The following is a 20,227-nucleotide window of genomic DNA, read 5'->3' as shown; positions in this document are numbered from 1 at the left end:
CGACCGATTACCGGGCCCGGGCCGATCGGCCCCCGAACCGTCCGGCTCGGCCCGTCCGGCCCAGCTCAGCCCCGGTTGGAAACGTTTTCGTAACGAGCCCTTGACCTGACCGTCGGGTCGGGCGCAGACTCCCGGAAACGTTTACAGCAAGCAGCTGGAGGTGCCGGGCGTGGGTCGTAAACGTTTACAGGAGTCGGCCGACGGCCGGCCCACCGTCCACACCGTCGCCGCCCGCGCCGGTGTCTCCATCGCGTCCGCCTCGCGCGTGCTCAACGGCGTCGGCGGCAGCCCGGAGACGGTGCGCAAGGTGCGCGAGGCGGCGGCCGAGGTCGGGTACGTGCCCAACGCCATCGCCCGCTCGCTCCAGTCGCAGCGCACCGGCCTCGTCGCGCTCGCCGTCGAGGACATCGGCAACCCGGTGTACGTCGAGATGATGCGCGCCATCGAGTCCGTGGTCGCCGCCTCCGGGCGGCAGCTCCTGGTGCACGCCACGGGCGGCCGGATCGACAACGAGACCGCGCTGCTGCGGCGGCTGGCCCACCGCTACGTCGACGGGATGATCGTCTCGCCGATCCGGGTCACCGGCGACCACCTCGCCGCGCTGGTCGACAGCCCGGTGCCGGTGGTCGTGGTCGGGCAACTCGCCGCCGACGCGCCGGTGGACAACGTCCGCACCGACTCGCGTACCGGCGTGGGGTTGGCCGTCGACCACCTGGTCGCGGCCGGGCGGCGGCGGATCGGCTTCGTCAACGGCCCGCTGGACACCGTTCCCGGCGCGGCCCGCGACGCCGGCTTCCGGGCCGCCCTCGCCGGGCACGGCATCGCGCTCGACGAGCGCCTGGTCGAGGTCGGCGACTTCCGGTACGCGGCCGGCCGGGCCGCCACCGAGCGCCTCCTGGCCCGGGCCCACCCCGACGCGCTGGTCTGCGCCAACGACCTGATCGCCGTCGGCGCGCTGCACGCGCTGCTCGCCGCCGGCCGGCGCGTCCCCGACGACGTGGCGCTGGTCGGCATGGACGACACCGAACTGGCCCGGATGATGTTCCCGCAGCTCTCCAGCGTCTCCCTCGGCTCGGCCGAGCGCGGTCGCCGCGCCGCCGAACTGCTGCTGTCGCGCATCGCCGACCCGAGCCTGCCGCCGCGCCGCGAGCAGGTCGCCCCCAGCCTCGCCGTGCGCGCCTCCAGCGCCACGACGCCGCTCCTCGTCCCCGAGCCGGCGCCCGCGCCGCGTACCCCGGAGGTGACGGCATGACCACGGTGGCCGAACGGCCCGACGTCGCCCGCGCCGACGGGCCCCGCAGGGCCCGGTCCCGCTCCGACCGGATGGGCATCTACCTGCTGCTGCTCCCGTCGCTGCTGCCCATCGTGGTGCTGTCGGTCTTCCCGCTGGTGCGGGGCATCTGGCTCGGCTTCACCGACGCCCGGGCCGGCCGCAACGTCGAGATCAGCTTCACCGGGCTGGCCAACTACCGGGAACTGCTCGGCGACGAGCTGTTCTGGAACTCGTTCAAGATCGGCCTGCTCTGGGCGGTCGGGGTGACCGTGCTCCAGTTCGTGCTCGCCCTCGGCCTCGCCCTGCTGCTCAACCAGCAGCTGCGCTTCCGCGGGCTGGCCCGGGTGCTGGCCGTGGTGCCCTGGGCGATGCCGCCCGTGGTCGTCGGCATCCTGTGGAAGCTGGTCTACCACCCGGACGCCGGCCTGCTGAACGAGTTCTTCCACCGGGTCGGCGCGGACGGGCTGCGCACCAACTGGCTCGGCGACTTCAGCACCGCCCTGCCCGCGGTCATCATCGTCGGCGTCTGGGCCGGCATGCCGCAGACCACCGTGGTGCTCCTCGCCGGGTTGCAGGGCGTGCCGCGCGAGCTGCACGAGGCGGCCGCCGTGGACGGCGCGAGCACCTGGCACCGGTTCCGCAACGTCACGCTGCCCGCCATCGCGCCGGTCGTCGTGGCGATCACCTCGCTGGACTTCATCTGGAACTTCAACTCGTTCGGCCTGGTCTACGTGCTCACCGCGGGCGGGCCGGGCGGCAAGACCATGCTGCCGATGCTCTTCGCCTACGAGGAGGCGTTCCGCTACGGCAACTACGGCTACGCCGCCGCCCTCGGCAACGTCATGGTCGTGATCATCGTCGCGCTGCTCGCGGTCTACCTGCGGCGCCGACTCCGGGAGGCGAACTGACATGTTCGGAAAGCCGAGCCGCACCGGGCGGACCCTCCAGTACGTCGCGCTGACCGGCTACCTGATCTTCCTCGGGTTCCCGCTGGTCTGGCTGCTCTCCACCGCGTTCAAGCCGCCGCGTGAACTGGTGCGGCTGCACCCCACGCTCATCCCCAGCAACCCCACCGTGCAGAACTTCGTGCAGGCCTTCACCGAGCAGCAGCTCGGCCGGGCCGCGCTGAACAGCCTCCAGGTGTCGCTCGCCTCGGCGGTGCTCACCGTGCTGGTCGCGCTGCCCGCCTCGTACGCGCTCGCGCGGTTCCGGACCAAGCTGGGCACCGTGGCGCTCGGCTGGGTGCTGCTGTCGCAGCTCTTCCCGTTCGTGCTGCTGATCATCCCGATCTTCCTGATCCTGCGGCAGGTCGGGCTGGCCAACACCCACGCCGGCCTGGTGCTGATCTACGTGGTCTGGGCGCTGCCGTTCGCCCTGTGGATGCTGCAGGGCTTCGTTCGCAACATCCCGCGCGAGCTGGAGGAGGCGGCCAGCGTCGACGGCGCCAGCCGGCTCCAGGTGCTGCGCCGGGTGGTCTTCCCGCTGCTCGCGCCGGGCATCGTGGCGACCGCGCTGTTCTCCTTCATCTCCGCCTGGAACGAGTTCTTCTTCGCGCTGGTGCTGGTCAAGACGCCCGAGCTGGCGACCCTGCCGGTCGCCCTGGCCCGGTTCGTCGGCATCGAGGGCACCGCCCGCCTGGGTCCCCTGGCGGCCGGTTCGCTGCTGGCCACCCTGCCGAGCCTGATCTTCTTCGCGGTCATGCAACGCCGCCTTTCGTCCGGGTCGCTCGCCGGCGCGGTCAAGGGCTGACCACATCCCCCCCACAACCACCACCAAGGAGGAATCCCCCATGCTCCGTAGCAGGTTCCGCCGACTCGCCGCGGCCGCCGCGGTCGCGGTCGTCGGGCTCGGCGCCCTCACCGCGTGCGGTGACGGCGGCGGCGAGGACGAGAACTCGTCCGGCCCGGTCAAGCTGCGCTTCCTCAGCCTCGCCTGGCAGAAGGAGTCGCTCCAGGCCAACAAGGACCTGGTCGCCAAGTGGAACGCCGAGCACCCGGACATCCAGGTCGAGTACGTCCAGGGCGACTGGAACTCGATCCACGACCAGCTGGTCACCTCGTTCGAGGGCGGCGACGTGGCCGACATCGTGCACTACGAGGCCTCGGCCATCGGCGAGTTCAGCAAGCAGGGCTACCTGGCCGACGTCTCCAAGCTGCTGAGTGACGACTTCAAGGGCCAGATCGACCCGGGCGTCTGGGACACCGCCACCTTCGACGGCAAGGTCACCGGAGTGCCGTTCCTGCTGGAGTCGCAGGTCGTCATCGCCAACAAGAAGCTGCTCGACGCCGCCGGCGTCGCCGTTCCGCCCGCCGACGGCGGCTGGACCTGGGACGAGTTCCAGGCCAACGCCCAGAAGCTCACCAAGCCCGGCCAGTACGGCGCCGCGTGGGCGCTCAAGTCGCCCACCAACCGGGTGCTGAACCTGGCGCTGAACTACGACGGCAAGTTCTTCTACGGCGACGGCGGCAAGACCGAGGTCAAGGTCGGCGACGCGGAGAAGGAGGTGCCGAAGCGGATCCACGACATGATCTACGCGACCAAGTCGGCCTCTCCGGAGGCGCTGGGCATGAGCGGCGCGGACACCCTGCCGGGCTTCTTCGGCGGCAAGTACGCGATGCTTCCCGGCTCGGTCTCGCTGCGCCAGCAGATGGTCGAGCAGGCCCCCGCCGGCTTCGAGTGGGTCACCCTCCCGCCGGTCAAGGGCCTCTCCGCCAAGCAGGCGGCCAACCCGCAGACCCTGTCCATCGCCGAGGACAGCAAGCACAAGAAGCAGGCCGCGCAGTTCCTGGAGTGGTTCCTGAACCCGACCAACATGGCCGCCCTGGCCAAGGGTGACTGGCTGGTGCCCACCGGCAAGCAGGCGAACCAGGAGCTGGTCAAGCTCACCGGCGGCAAGCAGGGCTGGGACGTCGCCGCGGACAGCGCCGCCGACCTGACCGTCGCCCCGTTCCAAAAGGCCGACGGCTACCCGGAGTGGAAGACCAAGTACGCCACTCCGGCCCTCCAGCAGTACTTCGCCAACAAGATCACCCTGGACCAGCTCGCCACGCAGCTGGTCGACGGTGGCAAGCAGGTTCTGAGGTAACCATGTCACTCTTGCTCGACACGTCGGTCGGTTGCCTGGTCGGCGCCGCGGTGGGCGACGCCCTCGGCGGGGCCACCGAGACGGCACTCCCGGAGCAGATCCGCGCCCGCTTCGGCGGCTGGGTCGAGGGGATCGTCCCCCCGTACCACGCCGACTGGGCCACCGCGCGGCCACTCGCGCCGTACCACAAGGGCGACGGGCACATCACCGACGACACGTTGATGACCCACGCGCTGGTGCGGGCGTACGCGGCCAAACGGGACCACCTCGACGCGTACGACGTGGTGGAACTGCTCGTCCCCGACCTGATCGAGCGGGTGGTGTACATCCCGGACCTGGAGCGGGAGGGGGTGACCTTCCACCGCCTGGCCGCGGCCGAGCGGTGGTTGGTCACCCGCCTGCACCACGCCCACGCCGACCCGCGCGAGGCGGGCGTGGGCAACATCGTGAACTGCGGCGCCGCCATGTACATGGCCCCGGTCGGCATCGTCAACGCCGGCGACCCGGCCGGCGCCTACGCCGAGGCCGTGGAGATCGCCGGGGCGCACCAGCACAGCTACGGGCGGGAGGCCGCGGCGGTCTTCGCCGCCGCGGTCGCCGCGGCCGCGACCCCCGGCGCGGGCGTCGACGACGTCGTGGCCGCCGCCCTGGACCTGGCCCGCGACGGCACCCGCGCCGCCATCGACGCGGTGGTCAAGGAGGCTCGCGGGCACGACGACTGGAAGGCCGCCATCCCGGCGCTGCGCGCCGCGGTGGCCCCCTACGACACGGTGGGGGAGGAGTACCGCAGCCCCGGCCTGGGCGCCCGCCGCCCGAGCCGGCTGCACGCCATCGAGGAGCTGCCGGTGGCGCTGGGCATGCTCGTGGTGGCCGGCGGCGACTACCGGGCGGCCGTGCTCGGCTCGGTCAACTACGGCCGGGACGCCGACTCCACGGCCACCATGGCCGGCGCGATCGCCGGTGCGCTCGGCGGCGCCGCGGCGGTGCCGGCCGAGTGGTCGGAGGTGGTCGCCGGCGCGTCCCGCACCGACCTGGTCGAACCCGCCCGGGTCCTCGCCGGGGTCGCCACCGAGGTGTTCGACCGCGACCGGGAGCGCTTCGCCCGGCGCGCCGAGCGGTTCGGCGGGCTGGCATGAGCGCTGCGGGCGCCGTGGCCGCCGGCCGGCCGAGGGGGACGGCCGGCGGGCTGCGGCTAACCTGGGTGCAGCCGGAGGACCTGCTGCCGCACGAGCTGGCCGCCAGCCGCGACGAGGGCCGCGACGTCACCGCGCTGGCCGACCGCTGGGCGGCGGCCGGCGGCGACGTCACGGCACCGGTCAGCGGGGCCTCGCCGGTGCCGGCGCCGCCGGCGCTGCGGGCCCTCGCCGTCGACCTGCTCGACGCCGCCGACGCGCTGCCCGGCCCGGACATCGCCGACGAGCCCGACGACCTCGACGGGGTCCGCAAGACCTGGCCGGGCGCCTGGGACCTGCCGACCACCGTCGAGCGGGACCGGCTGCACGGCGCCTGGCTCGGCCGGGCAGCCGGCTGCCTGCTCGGCAAGCCGGTGGAGAAGATCCCCCGCCACGGCATCCGGGAGATCCTCACCGCCACCGGCCGGTGGCCGCTGCGCGACTGGTTCACGGCGCGGGGTCTGCCGGCCGACGTGGCCGCCCGCTGGCCGTGGAACCGGCGCAGCGCCCCGAACAGCCTCGCCGAGAACATCGCCGGCATGCCCGAGGACGACGACCTCAACTTCCCGCTCCTGGCGCTGCGCGTCCTGGAGACCCACGGACCCGGCTTCACCAGCGCCGACGTGGCCCAGGCCTGGCTGGACTGGCTGCCCGCCGGGCGGGTCTTCACCGCCGAACGGGTCGCCTACCGCAACCTGCTGCTCGGCCTCACCCCGCCGGACACCGCCCGCCGGCACAACCCGTTCCGGGAGTGGATCGGCGCGCAGATCCGCACCGACGTGTACGGCTGGACCAACCCCGGCCGCCCCGACCGGGCCGCCGAGGCCGCCTGGCGCGACGCGGCCGTGAGCCACGTCCGGGCCGGCGCGTACGGGGCGGTCTGGGTGGCCGCCATGGCCGCGGCGGCGCCGGTGGCCGGCGACGTGGACGCGGTGCTGGACGCGGGCGAGTCGGTGCTGCCCCCGGGCAGCCGGTTCACCGCGGCCGTCCGGGAGGCGCGCGCACTCGGCGCCGCCGGTGACGACTGGGAGAGCATCGTGGACACCCTCTACGCGCGGCACGGCCACCTGCACTGGGTGCACGTCCGCAACAACGCCGCGCTGGTCGCGGCGGCCCTGGCGTACGGGCGGGGCGACCTGGAACGCTCCATCTGCGCGGTGGTCGCCGGCGGCTGGGACACCGACTCCAACGGCGCCACCGTCGGCGCGGTCACCGGCGCCCTCACCGGGGCCGCCCGGCTGCCCGGACGCTGGGTCGCGCCGCTGCGCAACCGGCTGGCCAGCAGCATCGCCGGATTCGACGGCATCGGCTTCGACACCCTCGCCGACCGCACCCTGGCCCTGGCCCACGGGAGCGCGGCGTGAGCGCCCGGGTGGTGGTGGTCGGCAGCGCCAACCTGGACCTCGTGGTCACCGCGCCGCAGCTGCCCCGCCCCGGCGAGACGGTCCTCGGCGACGACTTCCGGATGGTGCCCGGCGGCAAGGGCGCCAACCAGGCGGTCGCCGCCGCCCGGGCCGGCGCCGACTGCGCCTTCGTGGGCGCCATCGGCGGCGACGGGTTCGGCGGGCTGCTGCGGGACAACCTGGCCGCGGCCGGCGTCGACGTCGTCGGCCTGCGCACGGTCGACGGGCCGTCCGGGGTCGCGCTGATCGCGGTGGACCACGCGGCGGAGAACTGCATCGTGGTCGCCCCCGGCGCGAACAGCGCGCTGGCCCTCGACGACGCCGACCGCGACGCGGTGGCGGCGGCCGGCGTGCTGCTGCTCCAACTGGAGGTGCCGCTGTCGGAGGTCACCCGGGCCGCCGGCTGGGCCGGCGCCGGTGGCGCCGCCGTGGTGCTCAACGCCGCCCCGGCCCGGCCGCTGCCCACCGAGCTGCTCGACCTGGTCGACGTGCTGGTGGTCAACGAGCACGAGGCCGCCGTCGTGGCCGGGGTGTTCACCGACGAGCCGGCCGCCCTGCTCGACGCGCTGGTCGGCCTGGTGCCCCGGGTGGTGCTCACCCTCGGCGCGCGCGGCGCCGCCTACGCCGACCGGGACGGCGCCCGGATCGAGGTGCCGGCCCCGACGATCGACGCGGTGGACACCACGGCCGCCGGCGACGCGTTCACCGGCGCGCTCGCGGTCGCCCTGGCCGAACGCGGCGGGCTCACGGGCGACACCGCCACCGGCGTGCTGCGCTGGGCGTGCGCCGCCGGCGCGGCCTGCGCCCAACGCCCCGGCGCGTCCACGGCCCTGCCGGAGCGGGCCGCCATCGACGCGCTCGCCGCCGCCACCTACGGAGGGGTCCAGTGAGCTTCAACCCGTACGTGCCGCGGCCGATCGACCGGCCCACCGAGGTCCCGCTCGGCGGCCACGCCGACCTGACCACCCTGGACGAGGCGAAGATCTTCGCCGCCCCCGACGACCCCGCCGACTGGCCGGCCTGGCGGGAGCAGCTCACCCGGTGGCGGGCCGACGCCCGCGCCCGGCTCGGCTACACCGGCGCGCACTACGACGAGATCGCCGGCGACTGTTTCAGCGTCTGCCTCGCCTGGCTCTGGGACGAGACGCTGTACGACCACGACCGCGGCACCTTCACCGTCGAGGAGTTCCTCGACGCGGCGCGGCGCGACTTCGGCGGCTTCGACGGCGTGGTGCTCTGGCACGCGTACCCGGTGATCGGGCTGGACGAGCGCAACCAGTTCGACTGGTACCGGGACGTGCCCGAGCTGCCCGAGGTGGTCCGCGCGTTCCAGGCCGCCGGGGTGCGGGTGTTCGTCGACTACAACCCGTGGGACACCGGCACCCGGCGGGAGGCCGGCACGGACGCCGAGGAGGTCGCCGCGCTGGCCGACCGGCTGGGCGTCGACGGGGTCTTCCTGGACACCCTGAAGGAGGGCGCCGGCGAGCTGCGCAAGGCCCTCGACGCGGTCCGCCCCGGCCTGGTCCTGGAGGGGGAGAGCCGGGTGCCGCTGGCCCGGATCGCCGACCACGCCATGTCCTGGGCGCAGTGGTTCGCCGACTCGGACACCCCCGGCGTGCTGCGCGCCAAGTGGTTCGAACGCCGGCACGTCCTGCACCACACCCGCCGCTGGCACCGGGACCACCTCGACGAGCTGCACTCCGCCTGGCTCAACGGCTGCGGGGTGCTGGTCTGGGAGAGCGTCTTCGGTGTCTGGGTCGGCTGGAACGAGCGGGACCGGGCCGTGCTGCGGGCCATGCGCCGGGTGCAGGCCAGCCACGCCGCCTGGCTGCGCGCCGAGGACTGGGTCCCGCTCGCCGACCACCCCGGCGCCGGCCAGGTGTACGCGTCCCGCTGGACCCACGACGACCAGCCGCTGTGGACGGTGGTCAACCGGGGCGCCGACCACGACGGCCCGTGGCTGCTCACCGACGCCCGGCCGGGGCGCTTCGTCGACCTGGTCACCGGCGCCGAGCTGACCGTCACCGAACTTGAGGACGGCCGGGTGGCCGTCGGCGGGCCCCTGCCCGCCGGGGCGATCGCCGCCGTGGTCGCCACCGAGACGCCGGCGCCCCGGCACGAGCCGCCGACCGGGGACCCGTCGTTCCCGGCCCGCGCCGCCGTGCGCGCCCGCACCCCGTGGTCACCCCTCGCCGCCCTGCCCGACGGCATGGTGACCATGGAGGGTGGCCGGCACGAGCTGACCGTGCGCCACCGGGTCCGGGAGACCGGCCTCTACGGCGAGGCCCCGTACGTCGACGAGTGGAAGCCGCTGCCGCCGCGCCTGCACCACACCGGCACGCTGCGCCGCCAGGTCCGCCTCGGCCGCTTCGCCATCGACACCCACGAGGTCACCCACGGCGAGTACGCGCGTTTCCTCGCCGCCACCGGCTACCGGCCGGTCCGGCCGGAGCGGTTCACCGCCGGGCAGGGCCCCGCCGACGCCCCGGTCACCGGTGTCGACCTCGCCGATGCCCGCGCGTACGCCGACTGGGCCGGGCTGCGGCTGCCCACCGAGGACGAGTGGCAGGTGGCCGCCGAGGCGGGCCTGCTGGTCCGGCGGGAGCCCCTCGTCTGGAACCTGACCGAGAGCGAGCACTCCGACGGGCGTACCCGCTTCGTCATCCTCAAGGGCGGCTGCGCCTACCGGGCGGAGGGCTCCGACTGGTATCTCGACGGCGGCCCGCAGCCGCCGGACGTGTCGGTGAAGCTGCTGCTCACCGGCGCCGGCCTGACCCGCTCCACCTCGATCGGTTTCCGCTGCGCCGCCGACCTGCCCGAAGGAGCCCTCCGATGAGAAGAGCGCGGCGCCCCGGCGCCGCCCTGGTCGCCCTGCTGACCGCCGTCGGGCTCGCCGGCCTCGCCACGGAGACCGCCGTCGCCGGAAAGGAGCGGTCCGGCACCCTCACCACCGCGACCGCCCCCTCGCCGGCCCTCGGCGCCGCCATCGACTACACCGTCTACCTGCCGCACGGCTACGCCGACGCGGCGAACGCCGGCACCCGCTACCCGGTGCTCTACCTGCTGCACGGGCGCGGCGACACCATGCAGGCGTGGACCCGGGTGAAGAGCGACCTGGACCGGCTCATCGCCGACGGCGAGGTGCCGCCGGTGATCGCCGTGCTGCCCGACGCGCCGTGGAGCGAGCGCGGCAACTGGTACGTCGACTCCGCGTACACCGGCGCCGACCACCCCGGCCGGCCGGTGGAGACCGCGCTGACCCGCGACCTGGTCGCGCACGTCGACGCCACCTACCGCACCGCCGCGCACCGGAACGCCCGGCTGGTCGGCGGCTACTCGATGGGCGGCGCCGGCGCGCTGCGCTACGCCCTGGCCCACCAGGACATCTTCGCCAACGCGCTGGTGCTCAGCCCGGCCGTCTACCGGCCGCTGCCGCCGGCCGACTCGTCGGCCCGCGAGTTCGGCGCGTTCGGCGACGGCGACCAGCCCTTCTCCGACGCGGTGTACCAGCGGCTGAACTACCCGGCCCTGCTGCCCGGCCTCGACGCCGAGTCGCCGGTGCGGATGTTCATCGCCGTCGGCGACGACGAGTGGGCCAACCCCGACCCGGCCGACGCCGCGCACGACCTCGACTACGAGGCCGCCACCCTCTACAACACGGTGCGCCGGGCCGACGGCGTCGCCGCCGAGTTCCGCGTCCTGGACGGCGGGCACGACTGGGACGTCTGGCGGCCCGCGTTCGTCGACGGACTGAAGCACCTGGCCGCCACCCTCAGCGTCACCCCGCCGGCCGGGCTGCCCGCCCCGCTGCACGGCACCGCCGGCGCCGACTGGGCCGGCGGTGTCGCCGCCCACCCGGACGGCGACGTCACCCTCGGCTACGCGGCCACCGGCGCCGTCGCCGGACAGCCGTACGCCGGCGGCCTCGACGCCGTGGTCACCCGGCTCGCCGCCGACCGCACGGTCCGCTGGACCAGCCAGTTCGGCACCGCCGCCAACGACCGGCTCTACGGGACCGTGCCACTGCCCGACGGTGGCGTGCTCACCGCCGGGTACACCCGCGGCGACCTCGACGGCCGGCACCCGGACAGCCCAGCCGACGACGCGTTCGTGGCGAAGCTGACCGCCACCGGGCAGCGGGCCTGGCTCACCCAGGCCGGCGACCCCGCCAAGGCCGACCGGTTCTACGCGCTCACCGCCGCCCCGGACGGCGGGGCCTACGTCGCCGGCTACACCAGCGGCGCGTTCGGCGGGACCAGCGCCGGCGACAAGGACGCCGTCCTCGCCCGGCTCGCCCCCGACGGCACGCTGGCCTGGACCCGGCAGTTCGGCGGCCCCGGCGAGGACAAGGCGTACGCCGTGGCGGCCGACGCGAACGGCGTCTACGTGGCCGGCGGCACCTCGGGGGTGCTGCCCGGCACCACGCCGCTCGGCGGCGCCGACGGCTGGCTCGCCCGGTTCACCCCGGACGGCACCCGCGACTGGCTCACCGTGGCCGGCGGCACGGGCGACGACCTGCTCGGCGGCGTCACGGTCACCGGCGCCGGCCAGGTGGTGGCCACCGGCGCCACGGCCGGGGACGTGCTCACCGTGGCGTACACGGCCAGGGGTGCGCAGCGCTGGCGGACCGTCACCGGCGGGCGCGGCGCGGACGCCGGCACCGACGTGCTGGCCCTCGCCGACGGCACCGTCGCGGTGGTCGGCTTCACGGGCAGCACCCTCGGCGTGCCGGCCGGCGGCGCGGACGTGCTCACCCTGCGCCTCGACGGCAAGGGCCGGCAGGTCGCCGTCGCCCAGTACGGCACCGCCCGCGACGACGCCGCCGACCCGTTCGGCGAGGAGAACGTCTACGCCACCGTCGGGCCCGACGGCCGGCTGCTGGTCAGTGGCCGCACCGCCGGCACGCCCGACGGCGGCGCCGCGCTCGGCAACGGGGACGTGTTCCTCGCCGCCGTCGACCCGGTGAAGGGGACGCCATGACCACGACCGCTCCGCTGCACGGCGTCAAGGTGGTCGACCTGGCCACCCTCTTCGCCGGCCCGCTGGCCGCCGCGTTCCTCGGCGACTTCGGCGCCGACGTGGTCAAGGTCGAACATCCCGCCAAGCCGGACCCGTCCCGGGGGCACGGCCCCGCCAAGGACGGCGTCGGCCTGTGGTGGAAGGTGCTCGGCCGCAACAAGCGGACCGTCACGCTCAACCTCTCCCGGCCCGAGGGCGCGGACCTGCTGCGCCGGCTGCTCGCCGACGCCGACGTGCTGGTGGAGAACTTCCGCCCCGGCACCCTGGAACGCTGGGGTCTCGGCCCGGAGGAGCTGCACGCGGTCAACCCGCGGCTGGTGATCGCCCGGATCAGCGGCTTCGGGCAGGTCGGCCCGTACGCGCCGCGGCCCGGGTTCGGCACCCTCGCCGAGGCGATGAGCGGGTTCGCCGCGGCCACCGGGGAACCCGACGGGCCGCCGACCCTGCCGCCGTTCGGGCTGGCCGACTCGGTCACCGCGCTCGCCGCCGCGTACGCCGTCATGCTGGCCCTGCGCGGCCGGGACCTCACCGGCCGGGGCCAGGTGGTCGACCTCGCCATCATCGAGCCGATCATGGCGATGCTCGGCCCGCAGATCACCTGGTACGACCAGCTCGGCTACGTCCAGCCCCGGCTGGGCAACCGGTCCAACAACAACGCCCCCCGCAACACCTACCGGTGCGCCGACGGGCGGTGGATAGCCGTGTCCACCAGCGCGCAGAGCATCGCCGAGCGGGTGGTCCGGCTCGTCGGCCGCCCGGAACTCGTGGACGAGCCGTGGTTCGCCACCGGCAGCGGCCGGGCCGCGCACGCCGACGAACTCGACGCGGCGGTCGGCGCGTGGGTGGGCAAGCGGGACCGCGACGAGGTGGTGGCCGCGTTCGAGGCGGCCCAGGCCGCCGTGGCCCCCGTCTACGACGTGCGCGACATCCTGGCCGACCCGCAGTACGCGGCGCTCGGCACCGTGGTCACCGTGCCCGACGAGGAACTGGGCGAGGTGCGGATGCAGAACGTGCCGTTCCGGATGTCGGACAGCCCGGGGGAGATCCGGCACGCCGGCCGCCGCCACGGCCAGGACACCGACGCGGTGTTCGGCGCGCTCGGCCTGACCGGCGACGACCTGGCCGCGCTGCGCGAGCGCGGGGTGATCTGATGCTGCTCACCTGGCTCTACGTGCCCGGCGACCGGCCCGACCGGTTCGCCAAGGCGGTCGCGGCCGGCGCCGACGCGGTCATCCTCGACCTGGAGGACGCCGTGGTGGCCGGTCGCAAGGCGTACGCCCGTGACGCCGTCGCCGAGTTCCTGGCCGACCCGCAGCCGCTGCCCGTGCAGGTGCGGGTCACCGAGCTGACCGGTCCGGATCTCGACGCCGACCTGGCCGCCGTGGCGGGCCGGCCGGGGCTGGCCGGGCTGCGGCTGCCCAAGGTGGAGTCACCGGCGACGGTGGCGGCGGTGGCCGCCCGGGTCGACACCCCGCTGCACCCGCTGGTCGAGTCGGCCGTCGGGCTGGAGTCCGCGTACGCCGTCGCGACCGCCCACCCGGCGGTGGCCTCGCTCGGGCTCGGCGAGGCCGACCTCCGCTCCGACCTGGGCGTCGCCGACGACGACGGCCTGCTCTGGGCGCGCGGCCGGATCGTGGTCGCGGCCCGCGCGGCCGGCCTGCCGCCGCCGGCCATGTCGGTGTACGCCGACGTGGCCGACCTCGACGGCCTGGCCGCCTCCTGCGCGGCCGGCCGGCGGCTCGGCTTCCTGGGCCGGGCCGCCATCCACCCGCGCCAGCTGCCGGTGATCGCCGACGCGTTCCGCCCCGCCGAGCGGGAGGTGGACCGGGCCCGCGAGCTGCTCGCCGCGGTCGCCGACGCGCACACCCGCGACTCCGGCACCGTGGTGCTGCCCGACGGGCGGTTCGCCGACCGGGCCATGGTGGCGGCCGCCCGCCGGGTCGTCGACCTGGCCGCCCGCTACGCCGCCTGACGCCGCGGCCCGTCCGCCGCGCCGCCCGATTCGACGGCCCGTCCGCCGCGCCGCCTGACCCGACGGTCCGGCGCCGCCCGCACGATCGCCGGATGCCGGCCCGGTGCCACCGCCCGTACGCTGGCCCGGGCCGGCACGGGGAGCGGGGGAGCGGCATGGGCGATCGGGCGCGGCTGGACCGGCGGAGCCTGCTCGCCGCCGCCGGTGGCCTCGCGGTCGCCGGGATCGGCGTGCCGGTCGGCCTGGCCGCCACCGGCGACCCGCCTCCGCCGGCGCGCGGACGGCGGCCGATCAGCATGGCCATGCACCTGCACGCCTCGTTCAGCGAGGGCGTCGCCAGCTACGCCGCCCACCTCGACCAGGCCCGCCGCAACGCCGTCGACGTGGTCTGGTGGACCGACCACGACTTCCGCGTCGCCGCCCACGACCACCGCCGGGTCGTGAACTTCGACGGCCCCGAGGAGCCGGAGGGCGGCCTGGCCTGGACCTGGAAGGCGTCCACCGAGGGCACGCTCACCGCGTCCGCCGCCGACTTCGTCGCCGCCCCCGCCGACGAGCCCGGCCGCGCGTTGCGGCTCACCGCCGCCGGTGCCGGCACCCTCTGGTACGCGGGCAAGGCGTGGAACTTCACGCACACCGGGAACATCTCCGACACCACCCTGCACCTCGACGTGTTGCCCGAGGTGGCCGGCCCGGACGCCGCGCTGATCGTCGAGATCGCGCTGTCCCACCACCCGGCCGGCGCCGGCCGCCCCGCCGGCCAGCTCGTCCTCCGCTACCGCCTCGGCGCGGCGACCGCGACCCGGCACCGCGCCGACGGCCGGCACGGCACCGTCGACCTGCCCGCCCCGACCGGCGCCCGGCGGCGGCACACCCTCGACCTGCTGGCCGACGTGCGGCGGCTGTGGCCGGACCTCGTCGCCGGGGACAACTCGCTGCGCGGCCTGCGCCTCGGGGTGCAGGTCGGTTCCGGCGCCCGCGGGGTGTTCGTGGTCGACCGGCTGGTGTTCAACCGGGCCCGACGCGCCGGGCAGGGCGGCGAGGAGCTGCGCGCCGAGGTGCTGCGCGGGTACGACGGGGCGTACCCGGGGGTCACCCACCACCGCGCGTTCGAGGTGTCGATGGTCCGGCACCTCAACTGGTTCGGCGGCGACCAGACGCTGCCGCCCTTCCCGTCGCCGCCGTACCGGGACAACGACGTCGGCGCGACAGAGCGGATGGTGGAGTTCCTGCACGGCCACGGCGGGGTGGTCTGCTGGAACCACCCGCTCGACGTGGAACGGCGCGAATCGCTCGCGCACCTGCTCGTGGAGCGGCACGCGCTCGGCGCCGACCTGATCGAGATCGGTCGCAGCCCGGTCGACGACCACCTCTGGGCGTACGACGTGGCGGCCCGCAACGCCATCCCGGTCACCGCCGTCGGGGTGACCGACGACCACGCCGGCACCGACTGGCGGGCCGGGCCGGACCGGCACGTCACGTACGTCTGGGCGGCCTCGACCGGCCGGGACGATCTCGTGGCGGCGCTGCGTGCCGGGCAGGCCTGGTTCACCGACCTGGCCCGCTACCGGGGCGCCCTCGACCTGGAGATCGGTGGCCGCAGCGCGATGGGCGCCGTGGTGACCACCGAGGCCGCCGACCTGACCGTGCGGCTGCGCGCCACCGACCTGCCGGCCGGCGCCACCCTTGAGGTGGTCACCGGCGCGGTCGACCGGGCCGGCGTCGCGGACCCGACCCCGGCGATCAGCATCGGACACATTTCCTGGCGGCAGCTCCGTGAGGGCTGGCACGACCTGTCCGTCGCCGTCGGCGCCGGGAGCTACGTCCGCACCCAGGTCCGGGGGCGCGACGGCGTGCTCGTCGGCGCCGGCAACCCGGTCTGGCTGCTGCGCCAGGCCGCGCCGCACGGCATCCCGCCGGCCCGCCGCTTCTGATCCCGCGATCGCCGTTAGGTGCGCCAGATGCGGCGCTCAGGTCCGGACGGCCGTGGCGTCGAGGCCCCGGATCCGCCGGCTTCCGGCGCGGAGCCGGTCATGGCCCGTGAGCCCCTACGAACCTGATGACGTGGGTGACTCATTACGGGACCCGGCCGCGGCGGCGCGGGGCTGAGTCATCGACGACATCAGGTTCGTAGGCGCTGAGCCTGCCCACCGACCCGGAACCCTCCCCGGACCGGGCGTTCGCGGTCTCGACTCGGCGCAGGCGTGAAGCGCGGGGGAGCGGGTACGCGCGCGGCCGGGAGGCGGGCGCCTCCGGGATCGAGGGGGACCATGGCAGCCGCCGCCGTCGTCGTGCTGGTCATCGTCGTCGCGCTCGTGGTGCTCGTGGCGTCGCTGAGCATCCGGCTCGTGCAGCAGTACCAGCGCGGGGTGGTGTTCCGTTTCGGCCGGGTGCTGGAGCACATCCGGCAGCCCGGCTTCCAGGTCATCATCCCGGTGGCCGACCGGATGGTGCGGGTGAGCATGCAGACCACGGTCATCGGGGTGCCCGCGCAGGGCGTGATCACCCGGGACAACGTGACGCTCACCGTCGACGCGGTCGTCTACTACCGGGTGGTCGACCCGGTGAAGGTGCTGGTCAACGTCCGCGACTACCCGTCGGCGGTGCTCCAGGTCGCGCAGACCGCGCTGCGGTCGGTGATCGGCAAGGCCGACCTGGACACCCTGCTACGCGACCGGGACCGGATCAACGCGGAGCTCAAGTCGGTCATCGACGCGCCCACCGAGAAGCCGTGGGGCCTGCTCATCGAGCGGGTGGAGGTCAAGGACGTGTCGCTGCCGGAGGGGATGAAGCGGTCGATGTCCCGGCAGGCCGAGGCCGAGCGGGAGCGCCGGGCCCGGGTGATCGCGGCGGACGGCGAGTTCCAGGCGTCGCGGCGGCTCGCCGACGCCTCGCGGGCGATGGCGAACACGCCGGGGGCGTACCAGCTGCGGCTGCTCCAGACGGTGGTGGACGTGGCGGCGGAGAAGAACAGCACCCTGGTCATGCCGTTCCCCGTCGAGCTGCTGCGCTTCTTCGACCGGCTCGCCGGCGGGGGCACCGAGCAGGCCGCACCGGCCGGGCCGGGCGCGACGGAGCACGCCGGGCCGGGCCTGGCGGGTCCGGCGCTCGGGCCGGTCACGGAGGGCGTCGCCGCGGCCGCCGCCGACGGGGACGGGCGGCGGCCGGCGCCGTGACGGTACTGCGCATATACCGATAGCCGGTATATGCTCGCCGGCATGACCGACAGCCCCCTACGGGAACCGACGTTCCTGGTCCTCACCGCGCTGGCCGAGACACCCCGGCACGGCTACGCGGTCATCGAGGACGTGCTGCGCATCTCCGACGGGCGGGTCCGGTTGCGCGCCGGCACCCTCTACGCCGCCCTCGACCGGCTGCGCGCCGACGGCCTCATCGAGGTCGACCGCGAGGAGGTCGTGCAGTCCCGGTTGCGCCGCTACTACCGGCTCACCGCGCCGGGCGCGACCCGGCTCGCCGACGAGGCGGCCCGGCTGCGCCGCAACGCCGACACCGCCGGCCGCCGGCTGCGCGCCGCCGGCCTGCTGCCCGGGGGAGGGATGGCGTGAGCGCCGCCGAGCTCGAGCGCCGCTACCGCCGGCTGCTCGCCGTCCACCCCTGGGAGCACCGCCGGGTGTACGAGGAGGAGATGGTGGCCGTCCTCCTGGCCGGCACGCGGCCCGGACAGACCCGGCCGGGGTTCCGGGACACAATCGACCTGATCGGCGCCGGCCTGCGGGCCCGGCTACGGGTGGGCGCACGGGGGTTCACCGAGCCGGCCTGGGCCGACGCCGCGGCCGTCACGGGCGTCCTCGTGGCGCTGGTCCTCTGCGCCGCGGCCGGGCGCAACCTGCTCGACCAGCTTCTGGTCGACCCGTCCCTGCCGCCGCCGGTGCGCCCCGCGGGCCCCGACCTGGTCGACTGGCTGCGGGTGGCCGGCTGGGCGGCGGTGGCGGTGACCGCGCTGGCCGGGTTGCCCCGCGCGGCCGCCGGCCTGGCCTGGACCGGGGTCGCCGGGTGGCTCGTGCTGGTCGGGCCGGGGGTGGCCGAGCAGCCGACGTACGTCGTCGACACCCTGCCCCAGTTCGCCCTCGCCGTGGTGGCGGCCGCCGCGCTCACCGTGCCCGCCCCGGCCCGCCGGGCCGTCGCGGTCCTCGGCGTGCGCCGGCTCGTGGTGCTGGTGGCCGCCGGCCTCGCGGTGGTGTCGGTTCTGGCGGTCAGCCGACTGGCCCGGCCCCCCTTCCAGGTCGCCGCCGACAGCCGCACCGTCTACGTCCTCTACGACCTGGAAGCCCGCAGCGAGCTGGTGATCTGGCTCTACGTCGCCGGGCTCGCCGCCGCGGCCCTGGCCGCCGTCGCCACCCTGGTGAGCCTGGGCCGGCCGGTCCGCCGGCGGGTCGCCGTCCTGCTGGCGCCGGTTGTCGCTCTGGTGCTGGTCATCGACACCGCGCTGGCCGGCTGGGCGGTGTCCACCGCCCACATGGGACACGCCATCGCGCTGGTGCCGGCCCAGTGGCTCCTGCTGGTGCTGGTCCCGCCGGTCACGTTCCTGGCCGGGGTGCTGCTGGTGCGCCGGCGCGAGGAGACGCTGCGGATGGTGGCGCTGGGCCGGGCCGCCGACCGGGAACGCCCCGTCGGCTGAGCCGCCGCCGGTGGCCCCGCGCTCAGGCCGGGGCCACCGGCGTCCGCTCGCCCGCCTGCTCCGGCACGGCGGCCGTGCCGGCCGGCCTCGGCAGGGTGAAGACGAACCGGGCGCCCTCGGCGTATCCGTCGTCCAGCCGCAGCGTGCCGCCGTGGTACTCGATGATCTTCTTGCAGATGGCCAGCCCGATCCCGGTGCCGTCGTAGCCGCCGCGCGGGTGCAGTCGCTGGAAGATCAGGAAGATCTTGTCGGCGTAGCGGGGGTCGATGCCGATGCCGTTGTCCGCCACGGCGAACTCCCACCCGGCGTCGTCCCCGGTGACCGCCACCCGGATCCGGGGCGCCCGGTCCGGGTGCCGGAACTTCACGGCGTTGCCGAGCAGGTTCTGCCAGAGCATGGTGAGCAGCGTCGGGTCGCCGTGCACCACGGGCAGCGGGTCCGCCACGATCTCGGCGCCCGCCTCGGCGATCCGGTCGGACAGGTTCGACTCGGCCTGCGCGAGCATGGCGGCCAGGTCCACCTCCCGGTCCTCGCCGTAGACGCGGCCGATCCGGGAGAACGCCAGCAGGTCGTTGATCAGGCTCTGCATCCGGGTCGCCCCGTCCACCGCGTACCCGATGTACTGGCGGGCCCGGTCGTCGAGCTGGTCGGCGTAGCGGCGGTGCAGCATCTGGCAGAACGACGCCACCTTGCGCAGCGGCTCCTGGAGGTCGTGCGAGGCCACGTAGGCGAACTGCTCCAGGTCCTCGTTGGACCGGCGCAGCTCGGCGGCCTGCTGTTCGAGGGCGTCCCGGTGCCGGCGGCTGGTGTGCAGAGCGTCGACCATCCGCTGCCGCATGGTCTCCACATCGGCGGTGAGCCGGGCGATGTCGGCCGGCCCCTCCGCGGCGAGGCGGTGCTCGAAGTCGCCGCCGGCCACCCGGCGCACCGAGGCGCCCAGCCGGTCCAGCGGGCGCAGCACCGTGGTGCGGACCAGCACCGAGATGACGATGCTGGACAGCAGCAGGGTGGCCAGGATCGCCACGAACAGGAGGTCGCGCAGCGCGCGGGCGCGGTCGAGGTCGGCCCGGCCGGCCGCCTGTTACCGGTCCAGTCGGGCCTCCAGGCCGGTCAGCGCGGCCTGCGCGGCGTCGAACGCGACCCCGCCCCGCCGCACCACGGGCGCCAGCTCCGCCGCGCCCTCGCCGGCCCGCCGGGCGGCGATCAGCCGGGCCGGGTACTCGGCCCGCCAGCGCTCCGCGAGAGCCAGCGCGCCGTCCAGCTCACGGCGCGCGTCCGGCTCGCCGCTGAGCAGGTCGCGGGCGCGCCGCGCGGTCGCGCGCTCGGCGGCCACGCCGTCCTCGTACCGGCGCAGCGCCTCCGGGTCGCCGGTGACGACGTACCCGCGGACCGCCGCCACCTGCTCCAGCAGGCCGCTCTCCAGCCGGCTCACCGCGGTGCGGGCCGGGGAGATGTGGTCGGCCAGCCGGTCGGAGACCGCGGCGGTGTGGGACAGGGCCGCCGCGCCGATCCCGCCACCGGCGAGGACCAGCACCGTCATCCCGAGCATCATGACGCTGAGCCGCCGGCTCGTGGTCATCCGCGCCCGGCGTCCCTCGGTGACGGTCGTGGCCGCCGTCGCTGCGCTGCTCACGGCAGCACAGTAACGGAGTGCCGGTCGCGCG

At 75.4% G+C, this 20,227-nt stretch carries 17 protein-coding genes; 15 read left to right on the top strand and 2 right to left on the bottom strand.

Annotated elements, in window-relative coordinates:
• Positions 1–169 precede the first annotated feature (169 nt).
• The 15 genes from NFX44_RS02700 to NFX44_RS02630 all read left to right on the top strand — a co-directional run bounded on the left by NFX44_RS02700 (position 170) and on the right by NFX44_RS02630 (position 18,563).
• Entirely contained in the window at positions 170–1,252 is a 1,083-nt protein-coding gene (locus NFX44_RS02700; RefSeq protein ID WP_262281858.1) for a LacI family DNA-binding transcriptional regulator, read from the top strand.
• Complete coding sequence (locus tag NFX44_RS02695; RefSeq protein WP_262281857.1) at positions 1,249–2,181, top strand: carbohydrate ABC transporter permease; 933 nt, start codon at positions 1,249–1,251, stop codon at positions 2,179–2,181. Before NFX44_RS02700 ends, NFX44_RS02695 begins: the two co-directional genes overlap by 4 nt.
• Before the next feature lies 1 nt (position 2,182).
• Positions 2,183–3,022: a carbohydrate ABC transporter permease gene (locus tag NFX44_RS02690; RefSeq protein WP_254339735.1), complete on the top strand. Its 840-nt coding sequence runs from the start codon at positions 2,183–2,185 to the stop codon at positions 3,020–3,022.
• Positions 3,023–3,062: 40 nt separating this feature from the next.
• Complete coding sequence (locus tag NFX44_RS02685; RefSeq protein ID WP_262281856.1) at positions 3,063–4,358, top strand: ABC transporter substrate-binding protein; 1,296 nt, start codon at positions 3,063–3,065, stop codon at positions 4,356–4,358.
• 2 nt (positions 4,359–4,360) lie between these two features.
• Positions 4,361–5,494, top strand: a complete 1,134-nt coding sequence (locus tag NFX44_RS02680; RefSeq protein ID WP_262281855.1) for an ADP-ribosylglycohydrolase family protein — start codon at positions 4,361–4,363, stop codon at positions 5,492–5,494.
• Positions 5,491–6,894, top strand: a complete 1,404-nt coding sequence (locus NFX44_RS02675) for an ADP-ribosylglycohydrolase family protein (protein ID WP_262281854.1) — start codon at positions 5,491–5,493, stop codon at positions 6,892–6,894. The genes NFX44_RS02680 and NFX44_RS02675 overlap by 4 nt, the downstream gene beginning before the upstream one ends.
• On the top strand, positions 6,891–7,823 hold the full coding sequence (locus NFX44_RS02670; RefSeq protein ID WP_262281853.1) for a PfkB family carbohydrate kinase: 933 nt from the start codon (positions 6,891–6,893) through the stop codon (positions 7,821–7,823). The genes NFX44_RS02675 and NFX44_RS02670 overlap by 4 nt, the downstream gene beginning before the upstream one ends.
• Complete coding sequence (locus NFX44_RS02665) at positions 7,820–9,769, top strand: formylglycine-generating enzyme family protein (protein ID WP_262281852.1); 1,950 nt, start codon at positions 7,820–7,822, stop codon at positions 9,767–9,769. Before NFX44_RS02670 ends, NFX44_RS02665 begins: the two co-directional genes overlap by 4 nt.
• Entirely contained in the window at positions 9,766–11,913 is a 2,148-nt protein-coding gene (locus tag NFX44_RS02660; protein WP_262281851.1) for an alpha/beta hydrolase-fold protein, read from the top strand. The genes NFX44_RS02665 and NFX44_RS02660 overlap by 4 nt, the downstream gene beginning before the upstream one ends.
• A complete protein-coding gene (locus NFX44_RS02655; RefSeq protein WP_262281850.1) occupies positions 11,910–13,103 on the top strand; it encodes a CaiB/BaiF CoA-transferase family protein in 1,194 nt (397 codons plus the stop codon). Before NFX44_RS02660 ends, NFX44_RS02655 begins: the two co-directional genes overlap by 4 nt.
• A complete protein-coding gene (locus NFX44_RS02650) occupies positions 13,103–13,924 on the top strand; it encodes a CoA ester lyase (protein ID WP_262281849.1) in 822 nt (273 codons plus the stop codon). The genes NFX44_RS02655 and NFX44_RS02650 overlap by 1 nt, the downstream gene beginning before the upstream one ends.
• Positions 13,925–14,079: 155 nt before the next feature.
• Positions 14,080–15,858 (top strand): hypothetical protein, encoded by a 1,779-nt coding sequence (locus tag NFX44_RS02645; RefSeq protein ID WP_262281848.1) that lies wholly within the window; start codon positions 14,080–14,082, stop codon positions 15,856–15,858.
• Positions 15,859–16,194: 336 nt separating this feature from the next.
• Entirely contained in the window at positions 16,195–17,100 is a 906-nt protein-coding gene (locus NFX44_RS02640) for an SPFH domain-containing protein (RefSeq protein ID WP_262281847.1), read from the top strand.
• 42 nt (positions 17,101–17,142) lie between these two features.
• The gene (locus tag NFX44_RS02635; RefSeq protein ID WP_262281846.1) at positions 17,143–17,490 is read left to right on the top strand and encodes a PadR family transcriptional regulator; all 348 of its coding nucleotides are present in this window, start codon (positions 17,143–17,145) and stop codon (positions 17,488–17,490) included.
• Positions 17,487–18,563 carry a hypothetical protein gene (locus tag NFX44_RS02630; RefSeq protein ID WP_262281845.1) on the top strand — a complete coding sequence of 359 codons (1,077 nt, stop codon included), beginning with the start codon at positions 17,487–17,489 and terminating at the stop codon, positions 18,561–18,563. The genes NFX44_RS02635 and NFX44_RS02630 overlap by 4 nt, the downstream gene beginning before the upstream one ends.
• Before the next feature lie 22 nt (positions 18,564–18,585).
• Here the strand turns inward: NFX44_RS02630 and NFX44_RS02625 are convergent, their stop codons facing one another.
• Positions 18,586–19,587: an ATP-binding protein gene (locus NFX44_RS02625; protein ID WP_262281844.1), complete on the bottom strand. Its 1,002-nt coding sequence runs from the start codon at positions 19,585–19,587 to the stop codon at positions 18,586–18,588.
• Between the two features lie 57 nt (positions 19,588–19,644).
• Positions 19,645–20,196 carry a CHASE3 domain-containing protein gene (locus NFX44_RS02620; RefSeq protein ID WP_262281843.1) on the bottom strand — a complete coding sequence of 184 codons (552 nt, stop codon included), beginning with the start codon at positions 20,194–20,196 and terminating at the stop codon, positions 19,645–19,647.
• Positions 20,197–20,227 lie beyond the last annotated feature (31 nt).

The organism is Micromonospora sp. MA102 (assembly GCF_025460765.1).
GTDB classification, from domain to species: Bacteria; Actinomycetota; Actinomycetes; order Mycobacteriales; family Micromonosporaceae; genus Micromonospora; species Micromonospora halotolerans.
Note: the sequence above shows the minus strand (reverse complement) of the source record. Positions and strands in the feature narration are given on the sequence as shown.

Coding starts and splice junctions, on each gene's coding strand:
- NFX44_RS02695 (WP_262281857.1), top strand. CDS start 1,249: ATGACCACGGTGGCCGAACGGCCCGACGTCGCCCGCGCCGACGGGCCC.
- NFX44_RS02690 (WP_254339735.1), top strand. CDS start 2,183: ATGTTCGGAAAGCCGAGCCGCACCGGGCGGACCCTCCAGTACGTCGCG.
- NFX44_RS02685 (WP_262281856.1), top strand. CDS start 3,063: ATGCTCCGTAGCAGGTTCCGCCGACTCGCCGCGGCCGCCGCGGTCGCG.
- NFX44_RS02680 (WP_262281855.1), top strand. CDS start 4,361: ATGTCACTCTTGCTCGACACGTCGGTCGGTTGCCTGGTCGGCGCCGCG.
- NFX44_RS02675 (WP_262281854.1), top strand. CDS start 5,491: ATGAGCGCTGCGGGCGCCGTGGCCGCCGGCCGGCCGAGGGGGACGGCC.
- NFX44_RS02660 (WP_262281851.1), top strand. CDS start 9,766: ATGAGAAGAGCGCGGCGCCCCGGCGCCGCCCTGGTCGCCCTGCTGACC.
- NFX44_RS02655 (WP_262281850.1), top strand. CDS start 11,910: ATGACCACGACCGCTCCGCTGCACGGCGTCAAGGTGGTCGACCTGGCC.
- NFX44_RS02650 (WP_262281849.1), top strand. CDS start 13,103: ATGCTGCTCACCTGGCTCTACGTGCCCGGCGACCGGCCCGACCGGTTC.
- NFX44_RS02645 (WP_262281848.1), top strand. CDS start 14,080: ATGGGCGATCGGGCGCGGCTGGACCGGCGGAGCCTGCTCGCCGCCGCC.
- NFX44_RS02640 (WP_262281847.1), top strand. CDS start 16,195: ATGGCAGCCGCCGCCGTCGTCGTGCTGGTCATCGTCGTCGCGCTCGTG.
- NFX44_RS02635 (WP_262281846.1), top strand. CDS start 17,143: ATGACCGACAGCCCCCTACGGGAACCGACGTTCCTGGTCCTCACCGCG.